This window comes from Larkinella knui, assembly GCF_003858645.1.
In the GTDB taxonomy this organism is placed as follows: domain Bacteria; phylum Bacteroidota; class Bacteroidia; order Cytophagales; family Spirosomataceae; genus Larkinella; species Larkinella knui.
Map to the genome: position 1 here is coordinate 2,171,155 of NZ_RQJP01000001.1, position 11,899 is coordinate 2,183,053.

13 protein-coding genes are annotated in these 11,899 nt (G+C 50.4%); 7 read left to right on the plus strand and 6 right to left on the minus strand.

The genetic code is table 11. The features are described 5' to 3' along the window. Positions 1-547: 547 nt before the first annotated feature. Together EHT87_RS08830 and EHT87_RS08835 are read right to left on the minus strand one after the other, a co-directional pair. Positions 548-814 carry a hypothetical protein gene (locus EHT87_RS08830; protein WP_124905872.1) on the minus strand — a complete coding sequence of 89 codons (267 nt, stop codon included), beginning with the start codon at positions 812-814 and terminating at the stop codon, positions 548-550. Between the two features lie 91 nt (positions 815-905). Next, a complete protein-coding gene (locus tag EHT87_RS08835; protein ID WP_124905874.1) occupies positions 906-1,088 on the minus strand; it encodes a hypothetical protein in 183 nt (60 codons plus the stop codon). A gap of 226 nt (positions 1,089-1,314) precedes the next feature. On the opposite strand from EHT87_RS08835, the gene EHT87_RS08840 reads away from it, so the two are divergent. Next, positions 1,315-2,661 (plus strand): D-arabinono-1,4-lactone oxidase, encoded by a 1,347-nt coding sequence (locus EHT87_RS08840; RefSeq protein ID WP_124905876.1) that lies wholly within the window; start codon positions 1,315-1,317, stop codon positions 2,659-2,661. 78 nt (positions 2,662-2,739) lie between these two features. Here the strand turns inward: EHT87_RS08840 and EHT87_RS08845 are convergent, their stop codons facing one another. Further along, positions 2,740-4,203, minus strand: a complete 1,464-nt coding sequence (locus EHT87_RS08845; RefSeq protein ID WP_124905878.1) for a sodium:solute symporter — start codon at positions 4,201-4,203, stop codon at positions 2,740-2,742. 131 nt (positions 4,204-4,334) lie between these two features. On the opposite strand from EHT87_RS08845, the gene EHT87_RS08850 reads away from it, so the two are divergent. After that, on the plus strand, positions 4,335-4,613 hold the full coding sequence (locus tag EHT87_RS08850; protein WP_124905880.1) for an ATP-dependent Clp protease adaptor ClpS: 279 nt from the start codon (positions 4,335-4,337) through the stop codon (positions 4,611-4,613). An 87-nt stretch (positions 4,614-4,700) separates the two neighbouring features. Beyond that, on the plus strand, positions 4,701-5,312 hold the full coding sequence (gene recR, locus EHT87_RS08855) for a recombination mediator RecR (RefSeq protein WP_124905882.1): 612 nt from the start codon (positions 4,701-4,703) through the stop codon (positions 5,310-5,312). Between the two features lie 80 nt (positions 5,313-5,392). On the opposite strand, the gene EHT87_RS08860 is transcribed toward recR, so the two are convergent. Further along, entirely contained in the window at positions 5,393-6,361 is a 969-nt protein-coding gene (locus tag EHT87_RS08860) for a c-type cytochrome (protein WP_124905884.1), read from the minus strand. Positions 6,362-6,560: 199 nt separating this feature from the next. Between EHT87_RS08860 and EHT87_RS08865 the strand changes: the two genes are divergently transcribed. The 4 genes from EHT87_RS08865 to EHT87_RS08880 all read left to right on the plus strand — a co-directional run bounded on the left by EHT87_RS08865 (position 6,561) and on the right by EHT87_RS08880 (position 11,112). After that, complete coding sequence (locus tag EHT87_RS08865) at positions 6,561-7,271, plus strand: superoxide dismutase (protein ID WP_124905886.1); 711 nt, start codon at positions 6,561-6,563, stop codon at positions 7,269-7,271. Between the two features lie 116 nt (positions 7,272-7,387). After that, positions 7,388-8,344, plus strand: a complete 957-nt coding sequence (locus tag EHT87_RS08870) for an isopenicillin N synthase family dioxygenase (protein WP_124905888.1) — start codon at positions 7,388-7,390, stop codon at positions 8,342-8,344. A 115-nt stretch (positions 8,345-8,459) separates the two neighbouring features. Then, the gene (gene chrA, locus EHT87_RS08875; protein WP_124905890.1) at positions 8,460-9,671 is read left to right on the plus strand and encodes a chromate efflux transporter; all 1,212 of its coding nucleotides are present in this window, start codon (positions 8,460-8,462) and stop codon (positions 9,669-9,671) included. 58 nt (positions 9,672-9,729) lie between these two features. Continuing rightward, positions 9,730-11,112 (plus strand): Gfo/Idh/MocA family protein, encoded by a 1,383-nt coding sequence (locus EHT87_RS08880; RefSeq protein WP_124905892.1) that lies wholly within the window; start codon positions 9,730-9,732, stop codon positions 11,110-11,112. Between the two features lie 219 nt (positions 11,113-11,331). On the opposite strand, the gene EHT87_RS08885 is transcribed toward EHT87_RS08880, so the two are convergent. Together EHT87_RS08885 and EHT87_RS08890 are read right to left on the minus strand one after the other, a co-directional pair. Continuing rightward, positions 11,332-11,586, minus strand: coding sequence for a Txe/YoeB family addiction module toxin (locus EHT87_RS08885; RefSeq protein ID WP_124905894.1), 255 nt, complete (start codon positions 11,584-11,586; stop codon positions 11,332-11,334). Next, entirely contained in the window at positions 11,583-11,843 is a 261-nt protein-coding gene (locus EHT87_RS08890) for a type II toxin-antitoxin system Phd/YefM family antitoxin (protein ID WP_124905896.1), read from the minus strand. Before EHT87_RS08890 ends, EHT87_RS08885 begins: the two co-directional genes overlap by 4 nt. Between the last annotated feature and the right edge of the window lie 56 nt (positions 11,844-11,899).

Genomic DNA, 11,899 nt, shown 5'->3' on the forward strand with positions numbered 1-11,899 from the left:
TTCAACCCATCGGACGGTTTTAAGTGGGGAATTTAATACGTAGAAATAGGCCGCATAATGAATACTCATTTGCAAAAACGCAGGAGGTAACAACTGTTTATTACCCGGATTTTAACCTGCCAAGGCGAAATGTATGGTTACGGAAAGTGGAAATGAGGTTATTTCGACTGGATTTACGGCTGAGAAATTCCGCTTCTTAAATGTAATTAAGGATAACCGTTATATCTTTTTTATACGGCTTGTTATCAATTCCTTTTTTCCGGTAAACGTAGTGTGTTCGTTGTAAATTTTCAGCAAAATTGATTCATCGTTCTCTCTATCGACTCAATTTACCATTTAGTCCGCACTCAACATGATTCTATTTGATCCCGTCCAAAATGAGCAGGTCCGCAAGCGATTCGATACCAATTGTTCTTTGCTAAAAGACAGAATAAAATCCCTACTGGTCAAAAACGAACAAATCGTGAGTAGGTTGCAGCAAAAAATTGAAAGAAATAAAGCCTTTCAAAGTCGGTTTAATGCATTGGATTAGGAATGACTATAGCCGCTACCGGGGTCGGCCCCGAACCAATCCAATGGCAATTAAAATAATCATCGAAACCACCAGACCTTTGGCAATCCACTCCCTATGGCTTGACGGTTCTATAGGTTGCGGTTTTAATTTGGAGTGATCGATAGGATTATGCAGGTACATATCCGTATGTATGGCCGCATCGTTCGTCATTTTAGCATCCACCTGAGAATCGAACCGTACCGACTGTTCATAGGCATAGTCCAGAACTTTAAAGGCCGGGATTAACAAAATAAGTAACATGAGTATTTTCATACCCAGTAAGACGGAACGGCTTCCCGGAAGTCACGTCAACGTACCGGCTTTCGCCTAAATAGTTACATGAGCGGTTTTCCTACTCCGTCAATGGGGCCGTACGGATGGTATCGCGAAACCGCTCGATCCGCCCGAGGTCGATCTGGTTGATTCCCCATTTCGCCAGCGCGTCGGGTTTGCCTTTGAGTTCGTTTACGAGTCGGGTGAGAGCCGTTTGAACCACGTCTACTTCTTTTTGCGTCGTCTCAATCGTCAACTTCATTGCTTAAGGAATTAATCGTTTTCAATAGTGTCAATTATTTTGCCATCTTCACAGAATACCGCCTTTCTATTTCTTAAATAGGACCGATTTGTCAAGAACTTTAGCTAGCGGTATTTTCCACGTCGGTCTCTGGTCAGTATGAAACCCAATCCCTTGCCTTTTGTAGAAATCCGGCTGGAATATAACCATAAAACCGCCCGTATTGAACGAACAAAAGCCCGTCATCATGAAAAAACGAACTTTTCTTAAGCTGTCGTCAAGCTTGCTGGCAACACCGGCGCTTCCTTCGTTCGCAAACTGGATAGCTGATGAAAAAATGAAGAACTGGGCCGGTAATTATCAATACAGCACAAACGAGCTGGATCAGGCCAAATCGCTCCAGCAGGTGCAAAAACTGGTTCGAGGCCATGCTAAAATGAAAGTGCTGGGTACGCGCCATTGCTTCAACGGCATTGCAGACAGCACCCATCACTTCGTTTCACTCGTAGAAATGAATCAGGTGCCTGAGCTGGATCCAAAGGCTAAAACCGTAACGGTTGATGCCAACATGAAATATGGCCATCTGGCCACTTACCTCGACAGCAAGGGATTTGCCCTCCACAATTTGGCCTCCCTACCCCATATTTCCATTGCTGGTGCCTGCGCTACGGCCACCCACGGTTCGGGCGTTAAAAACGGCAATCTGGCAACGGCGGTAACCGCGATGGAAATCGTTCTGGCCAGTGGCGAGGTGCGAACCTTATCGCGCGCCAAAGACGGCGAAGCCTTTCGGGCGGCAGTGGTACATCTGGGCGGTTTGGGCGTGGTCACCAGAATCACGCTCGCCATTCAGCCGACGTTCCAGATGCGGCAATATGTCTACGAAAACATGCCGCTGGAACAGGTGAAAAATCATTTTGACGCCATCGAGTCGAGTGCCTACAGCGTGAGCCTGTTTACGGACTGGCAGAAGAAACGCGTCAACGAGGTCTGGCTGAAAGAGCGCGTCGAAAAAGGCAAACCGTCCGTTGCCAAACCGGAGTTTTTTGGCGCCAAACTCGCCACGAAGAACCTGCATCCGATTGCCGAATTGTCTGCCGTCAACTGCACCGAGCAATTGGGCGTGCCTGGTCCGTGGTATGAACGGCTGCCCCACTTCCGAATGGGGTTCACGCCCAGCAGCGGCAAGGAGTTGCAATCGGAGTATTTTGTTCCCGCCCGCAACGCCGTCGAAGCCATTCTGGCCGTTGAACGCCTGCGCGACCACATCAGTCCGCACCTGATGATTTCGGAAATCCGCACCATCGACGCGGACGATTTCTGGATGAGTCCGTGTTACCAACAGGCCTCGGTTGCCATTCACTTTACCTGGAAACCGGATTGGGCTTCTGTCAGAAAGGTCTTGCCGCTGATTGAAAAGGAACTAGCTCCCTTTAAGGTGCGGCCCCATTGGGGCAAGTTGTTTACGCTCTCGCCCGCCGTTCTTCAATCCCGGTATGAGAAATTACCAGAATTCAAAAAACTCCTGGCCGACTACGATCCCACGGGGAAATTCCGCAATGGGTTTCTGGATACGAATCTGTTTAGCAAGTAAGTTTACGGTATTCGGTTTACGGTGGCTGACGCGTGCAACTAAAGGCGCTAGCCACCGAATACCGTAAACCGTACGCTGCTACGCCGGTACCGGGTCATTCACGGTTTTCTTCCGCGAAACCGCCCACAGACCGAGGTACGTAAACAGGCCGTTGAGCACCAGCCGCTCAAAGCCAAATTTGTACCCATTGAACCACTCCGCCGAATGGTTGTTGACAAACAGCGTCAGCAAGGGCGAGGCCAGGCAAATCAAGGGCACCAGGCCGTCGCGGACGGGCCGGTTGGTAAATAATCCGAACGCATACAAGCCGAGTAAAGGACCGTAGGTGTAACCGGCCAGATCGAAAACCGCCGTCACCACATCCTGACTGTTCAGCCGATTGAAGACCAGAATAACCAGGTAAAACAAAACCGAAAACCCGATGTGAACCCAGTGCTTGATCCGTGCCCGTTCGGTTTCAGGACGCCCTTCCACACTCATAAAATCGATGCAAAACGACGTGGTCAAAGCCGTCAGCGCGGAGTCGGAACTGGCGTAGGTAGCGGCCGTAATGCCCAGCAGGAACGTAATACCAACCACCATCCCGAAATGATTGAGGGCCAGAAGCGGATACAAATCGTCGGTTTTGGCCGGAATGGCAATCCCTTTGGTCGTGGCGTATAGATAGAGCAAAGCGCCCAGTGAGAGGAACAGAAAAACGACCACGGAGAACGTTCCCGTAAACCAGAGCATGTTTTTCTGGGCCTCGCCGATGTTTTTGCAGGTCAGGTTTTTCTGCATCAGATCCTGGTCCAGACCGGTCATGACAATGGCAATGAAGATGCCGGAGATAAACTGCTTGAAAAAATTTTTCGGATCGTTGGCGTCCCAGAAAAAAATCTGGGAATAATCACTTTTAGAAATCGTGGAAACCATTTCGCCAAACCCCATTCCTAAGTCGCTTGAAATCAGGATGATCGTCAGAATAACCGCCGTTACCAGAAACGTGGTCTGGAGCGTATCCGTAATGATAATGGTTTTCACCCCGCCTTTGAACGTATACAGCCAGATCAGCAGAATGGTGATGGCCACCGACACCTCGAACGGAATGCCGAAGCTGTCAAAAATGGCAATCTGCAAAACACCGGCCGCGATGTACAACCGAATGGCCGACCCGACCGTTCGGGCCAGCAAAAAGAAACCCGCCCCGGTTTTGTACGACCAGAATCCGAATCGCTTTTCCAGGTATCCATAAATCGAAATCAGGTTCATCCGGTAATACAGGGGCATTAAAACCGTGGCAATGACGTAATAGCCAACGATGTTGCCCAGAATTACCTGAAAATAAGAAAATGCCTTGCTGCCGACGGCCCCCGGCACCGAAATAAACGTGACACCAGACAGCGAGGTGCCGATCATGGCGAAGGCTACTAAATACCAGGGAGTCTGCCGGTTAGCGGTAAAAAACGTGTTGGTATCGGCCCCTTTGGAAGTATACCAGGAAACCGTGATCAGCATGGCAAAATACGCAATCAATATGGTCAACGCGATGTTGGGATTCATACAGTCGGGGCAACTTTTTAAGTAAACAATGGGTTATTATTCTGTATGTTTTGTTGTTCCACCGGCTAAAAAATCGTGGCAAAAGCATCCAAATTTTCGTAAATTTGCAAACAAACAAGAAATTTCGTGTAATGCAACCGTTCGAAGAAAATGATGTCGAGGTATTGGAAGAAGTTGTTGACACCGATTTGTATAATCTGGTGGTTTTCAACGACGATGTGAATACGTTCGATCATGTCATCGACACGTTGATCGATGTGTGCGACCACACGCCCGAACAGGCCGAGCAGTGTACCATCATCATCCACCATAAAGGCAAATGCCGGGTTAAAAATGGTTCGTGGGAGGAACTGGTTCCCAAACGCAACGAAATCTGCCGCCGGGGCATTTCCGCAGAAGTCTTAAAATAAATGATGAATGATAAACGATGAATTATGAACGGGCTGACGCCTGCCTGTAACTCATCATTCATCATTCATAACTCATCATTTACCTGAATGGAGTTTCCTTCCAAACTGATAGAAGACGCGGTCAACGAAGTATCCAAGTTACCGGGGATTGGCAAAAAAACCGCCCTCCGGCTGGTCTTGCATTTGTTGAAGCGGGATGAAGAACAAACGCAAAGTCTGGCGGAAACGCTGATCGCGATGCGGTCGAAGGTGAAGCACTGCCGAAAGTGCCACAACCTCTCCGATCACGATCTGTGCGGTATTTGCGCCAGTCACAAACGCGATCGGTCGCTGATCTGCGTCGTTGAAGATACGCGCGACGTGCTGGCCATCGAGAACACGGCGCAGTATAAAGGCATGTACCACGTGCTGGGCGGTATTATTTCGCCCGTCGAAGGCGTTGGCCCCAGTGATCTGAAGATTGAATCGCTGGTCGAACGGCTCCGGAATCCGGATGGTGATGCCATCAAAGAAATCATTCTGGCCCTCAGCCCAACGATGGAGGGCGACACGACGGCGTTCTACCTCCAGAAAAAGCTCAAACCGTTTCCGATCAAAATTTCCACCATCGCGCGCGGTGTGCCCATTGGCGGGGATCTGGAATACGCCGATGAGGTCACCCTGGGACGCAGTATTCTGAGCCGGATCACATACGAATAGTACCAAGCCGTACCCACGGACTTTGGTCCGTGAGATCCGGTATTAATCAAATGCTCATAAATAATGTAGGATCTCACGGCCTAAAGTCCGTGGGTACGGCTGAACACTTCCACTTTATTTCGCACCGGTTTGACGGTTTTCAGGTACGCGTAAATAGCGCCCAGATCCTGCTCCGACATGCCCGCGTACATCGACCACGGCATGACGGTATTGAACCCATCGCCCACTTCGGGTGATTTGAACGTGGCCGGGTCATACGTTTTGAAACGGCTGATGAAGGCGGTTTTGGTCCAGGAGCCAATTCCGGTTTCCTGATCCGGGGTAATATTCGCCGTTCGAAGCGTTCCGTTCGCCATCCTGATTTCCGTCCCGCCCGCAAAAGCCGCCTTTTTGGCCAAACCGCCCATCCCTCGTTTGGTATGGCAGTCGGCACAGCCCGCCATCGTGACCAGATAACGACCATAGTCAACGCTGTTTTTGGGGTCCGGCATCGCCCGAAAACGCGCCTTGTGCGGCATCATTTTCATCGCCATTCGCAATGGAGCCGTTGGTTTCGAATCGGGAACTGCGTTTTCAACCGGTTTCAACGTGCGCAGATACGCCAGAATCGACAGCGCGTCATTTTCGTCCATTTTTCCATAATTGGCGTAGGGCATCAGGGGAAACAGCGGTTTCCCGTTTTTCGAAACACCCGCCGTCATCGCCAGTAAAAGCTCCGCATCACTCCAGTTTTTCAGCGCAAACGGCGTGATGTTTTTGGCGTAATAAGTCCCCGGCAAACCATAGTCTTTGCCAAATTCGGTGCCCCCTCCGCCGAAGGTTCCCGGCACAACCGGACCCGCTAAGCGCGCATAATCCCGTTTCGAGTGGCAATCCATACAGGCCGCAACGTGGTTGGCAAGATAGCGACCACGCTCGATCCGGGCGGCTGATGTTGGCAGTGTAACGGTTCGGATTCGACCGGTTTGGGGCGAATACGCTTTGGGATGAACGCAACAACTGATTGCAAAAGCGAGTATAGCACTAAAAAAGCGTGGAAAACGATGCATTTCGGGTGTTGTTTACTGTTTTGCAATAATAGTAAACCCGTTCTGTTTCTTCCACATCTTCCGACCGCTCTTGAGCGAACGGAAACCCAATACCGTATCATTTGTTTTAAAAAGTCGCTTTCTTTGCGGTTTATGAAAACATTGCCGTTTCGCGGGTGTTTTCCAACAAACCGAGTATCTCACCTCAAACCGTCTGAATATGAACCGCAGTGAGTTTTTAAAACTGGCATTTGGTAGCGCCCTCACCCTGAAAGCCCTCCAGTCGTCCGCCTTTTCCGGCTTGACTCAGGCCGAAGGTCCATTCAAATTAGCCCCACTGCCCTATGATTCGGGTGCGCTGGAACCGCACATCGACAAGCAAACGATGGAAATTCACCACGATAAACACCACAAAGCCTACGTCGATAATTTGAACAAAGCCGTAGCTGGATCGGCCATGGCATCGTTGTCGATCGACGAACTGGTGAAAAAAGTGGACAGCAGCACGCCCGCAGCCGTTCGGAACAATGGTGGAGGCCACTGGAATCACACGTTTTTCTGGAATATTCTCGGTGCCAATGGCGGCAAACAGCCCTCGGGAAATTTGTCGGAAGCCATCACCAAAAAATTTGGTTCCTTCGATAAATTCAAGGAAGAATGGGCCAAAGCCGCCACCGGTCGTTTCGGTTCCGGCTGGGTGTGGCTGATCGTCAATGGACAGAACATCGACATCGTTTCAACGCCCAATCAGGATAATCCCCTGATGGCCCTGGCGGAGAAAAAAGGCACCCCGGTTTTGGGTCTGGATGTGTGGGAACACGCTTATTACCTGAAATACCAGAACCGTCGGCCCGACTACGTTGCGGCCTTCTGGAACGTCGTTAACTGGTCGAAAGTCAACGAGTTGTACAATGCAGCCGTGAAGGCTTAACCAACTTAATCAGGCTTTCAGGCCTACCGGTTTCAGACGTGTACGTTTAAAACCGGTAGGCCTGAAAGCCTTTTTTTAGTACCTTTGCGCACTGAAAAACGAAGGACATCAACACCATGAGCGATATCTTATACGACCAGATTCCGTCGTTAAATCTGGCCGATTTCACCTCGGGAGAACCGGAGCGGAAGGCAAAATTTGTGCAGGATTTAGGAGCGGCCTTTAACAACATCGGTTTTGTATCCATCCGGAATCACGGTCTGACCGACGAGTTGACGGCCAACCTGTATCAATCCGTCAAGGCGTTTTTTTCGGCGGACGAAGAAACCAAAAAGAAATACGAATTTCCTGAATTGCACGGCCAGCGCGGTTACGTTGGCAAGAACAAAGAAACGGCGAAGGGATTCAAGGTGGCGGATTTGAAGGAATTCTACCACGTTGGTCAACCGGAACCCATCAACGGCATGCCGGAAAATGTCTTCCCGGACGAGTTTCCCGATTTCAAAGAAAATACCGTTGTCACCTACCAGACGCTGGAAAACGCGGGCCGGACGTTGCTGCGGGCCATCGCGCTGTACCTGGAATTACCGGAAGCGTATTTTGATGATAAAGTGGCGCACGGTGACAGCATTCTGCGCGCCATTCATTATTTCCCGCTGAATCCGGATCGGGTGCCGGAAGGCGCAGTTCGGGCCGCAGCTCACGGCGACATCAACCTGATTACGCTCCTGATGGGCGCCAGCGCTGAAGGGCTGGAAGTGCTGCGTCGCGATGGCAAATGGATCCCGATTACCGCCCTGCCGGATCAGGTCATCGTCAACGTGGGCGACATGCTCGACCGCCTGACCAACCACAAACTGAAGTCGACCATCCACCGCGTGGTGAATCCGCCCCGTGAGAAGATGAACAGCCCCCGCTATTCGATTCCGTTTTTTATGCATCCCCGGGGTGACATGGATCTCACCTGCCTGGAAAGCTGCGTTTCAACCGAACATCCTAAAATTTACGAAAATATGACCGCCGGAGCCTTTCTGGACGAACGACTCCAGGAACTGGGTTTGAAAAAGAAGTGAATAGTGGTATCTTTCCTCTAAATGTTACCAGCTTGCTTTTGTCGCATGGTGAACGGGTTTCTGTAGACTGACCTACCGTATGGTTCACGATGCGACAAAGTAAAGATTTCCGTGTATGGCCTCCTACCCCTCTACTTACACCCCTCCGACCCCGGTAAGGCGTATACGGTATTTTATTTTTCTGAAAGATGTTCTGATTTTAGCCTGCACGACCTTTGGTGGTCCCCAGGTGCATCTGGCGATGATGCTCGACCGCTTCGTTATGAAACGGCGCTACCTGACGGAAGCCGAATTACTGGAACTGAACGCCCTTTGTCAGATCCTGCCGGGCCCCACGTCCACGCAAACCATTACGGCCCTGGGCTTTAAAATCGGCGGACCCAATCTGGCCTATTTAACGCTGATTGTCTGGGCTTTTCCGAGTGTGTTGATCATGACGCTGACGGCCATTGGTATCTACTACGTCCAGCAACGGTCCATTTCGCTCGACTTCACGCGGTTTATTCAGCCGATGGCGGTTGGATTTCTGATCGTAGCCGGCTACCGAATTGCCAGAAAGGTCATTCTTAACCAGATGGGAATTGTTCTGGCCGTCATTTCCGCGCTCACGTCGTACGCCTTTCCGTCACCGTATATTACACCCGTTGTGCTCATTGCCGGCGGATTTGCCACGGCTTTTTTTTACAAGAAACACGAGAAGATGGAAAAAGCGCCCATCCAGATCAAATGGGCTAACTTTTTTCTCTGGATTGGCGTGTTGATTACGGCCGCTACCGTGGGTGCGATCACCAAATCGCTCCCGCTCCGGCTGTTCGAAAACTTTTACCGCAACGGCAGTCTCGTCTTTGGCGGAGGTCAGGTGTTGACGCCGATGCTGTACAACGAGTTTGTCGAATTCAAACACTACTTATCCCGGCAGGAATTTTTGTCGGGTCTGGCCATTGTGCAGGTCACGCCGGGACCGGTTTTTTCGTTTGCGTCCTACATTGGCGTTCTGTCGATGCGCGACTATGGGTTGAGTGGCCAGTTGTTAGGCGGTTTGATGGCCACCGCCGGAATCTTCCTGCCCGGCACTTTCCTGATTTTCTTCGTCTACCGCTTCTGGAACCAGCTGAAACGATACCGCGGGGTGCGGGCGTCCCTGGAAGGCATCAACGCAGCCAGCACCGGCCTGACGGCTTCAGCGGCTATTTTACTGTTTCAGCCCATGTCCGGCAGCGGGGCGTCGGTTCTGATCGTGGTAGCCACAATTCTGCTGCTGGAGTATTCAAAAATACCGCCTTACTTACTGATTATCGCCGGTTTGTTTCTTGGGTTTCTGGTTTAAGCCGAAACAATTCTTTAAAACGGTCGGTTGCCAAACGTAGAAATTTCAACGCAACGTTATGAAACAACTTGATCAATTAGCTGACCTGATGCGCGAAAAAGGTTTGGGGCGTCAGCAATTTTTACAGTTGGCGGGCCGGACCATCGCTGTTGGTGTGGTCGGTGGAATTGGCGCTTCCTGCCGAACTAGCCAATCTTCTACACGCTCACAATCAACCTTTTACACTTCTCCTGATGGAGTAAAGGTTTCTTCTTCAAGCTGGGAAACACCGCCCGCGAAAGTTCCTGACAAAGCCGATGAGCCCATTCAACTGGAAGAATGGAAGGCGAAGACCGAGCAGGAATCGGAAACGCCCGCACCCATGCTCGACGACCAGCGCGTTGGCTACGCCATTGTCGGTCTAGGCCATTTGTCCCTGGACGAAATTTTACCGGCTTTTGGCGAATCGAAAACGTCAAAAGTCGTGGCTTTGGTGAGTGGAAGTCCGGAAAAAATGCAGAAAGTGGCGAAGCAGTACGGCGTCAAACCCGAAAATTGCTACAGCTACCAGAACTACGACCGGCTGCGGGACAACAAGGAAGTTCAGGTCATCTACATTGTGCTGCCCAATTCCATGCACGCCGAATACACCATTCGCGGGGCGCAGGCGGGGAAGCACATCCTTTGCGAAAAACCAATGGCAACGTCGGCGGCCGATTGCCAGGCCATGATCGACGCCTGTAAAAAAGCCGACCGGAAGCTGATGGTAGCCTACCGGATTCAGTATGAGCCCAATAACCGGATGATCCGGCAGCTGGTTCAGGACAAAAAATTCGGCACCGTCAAGTTCATCGAAGCCGTCAACGCCCAGAATTCGGCTAATCCACAGCACTGGCGACACATCAAGGCGCTGGCTGGCGGAGGTGCTTTACCCGACATCGGCCTGTATTGTCTCAATACCGTTCGCTATCTGCTGGGTGAAGAACCAACCGAAGTGTTTGCCTGGCAGTATAGCACACCGGGTGATGCCCGTTTTCGGGAAGTGGAGGAATTTGTGTCGTGGCAAATGAAATTTCCGAGCGGAATCTACGCCAGTTGTTCCACGCACTACGGAGTGCATGAGTCGCGCCGGTATCGCGTTCATGCCGAGCGGGGCTGGATGGAAGCAGCGCCGGCATTTTCGTACAACGGAATCCGGGTCCAAACCTCGCACGCCGAAGGAAAAATTGAGCATACCGATCAACCCAAACTGGCCGAAAAGAACCAGTTTGCGACCGAAATGGATCATTTCTCGGAATGCATCCTGCAGAACAAACAACCGTTTACACCCGGCGAAGAAGGTTTGCAGGACCAGCGCATCATGGAAGCCATTTACCAGTCGGCGCGGGAAGGAAAACCGGTCAAACTGACGGAAATCAAGCAGAAAGATGCGTTTCGGGGGCCGAGGCCGAAGGAAGGTTAAAGCGCTGTTTATAAGCTTTTTCCTGGAATACTCCGTAATTTTTTGTATTAATGTTTTCGGCGTGCCTCCTTCAATCGAAGCCATGCCCGAAACTGCTTTGACGAAGGCGAACGTAACCCCGACTAGAAATATCCCGCAACTTTCCTGTAGGAAACTCTCAACGGACGTTCTTTGTATCGAAAAAGCGATAAGAAAGTAGTAGCCCACTTACCAGCAGCCTCAATAATGATACCGGCATTGAATGATATACAAGCGATCCGCATCGGCGCGATATACTAATCGGTGCTCATCTGTGATTCGTCTCGACCAGAAACCGCTTAAGTTTTCCTTGAGTGGTTCTGGTTTGCCTTTGCCTTCAAAGGGTGTTCGCAAGCATTCTTTTATCAATCCGTTGACTCGGCGGAGGATCAGTTTATCCGTTTGTTGCCAATATAGATAATCATCCCAGGCATCTTTATCCCACACCAATATCATGCTTCGTCATCAATCAAATCATGAATTTCGAAGTCCCCCCGGTTTGTCCGTTCGATGGCATCCACCAGGCGTTTCCGGTTCTTTTCCGAACTGAGCAGATGTAACGTTTCTTTCAAAGAATTATATTCCCGCAAAGAGATCAAAACAACGTTCTTATTTTCACTGCGGTTGATAATTACGGTGTCACCATCATCACTGACCTGGTCAAGTTTGGCCTTCATGCTTCGCCGGAACTCGGTGTAATTTACTACCTGCATACAGAATTGTTTTTGAATACGTACAAAAATACGTACTTAATCTGGCATTAGCAACG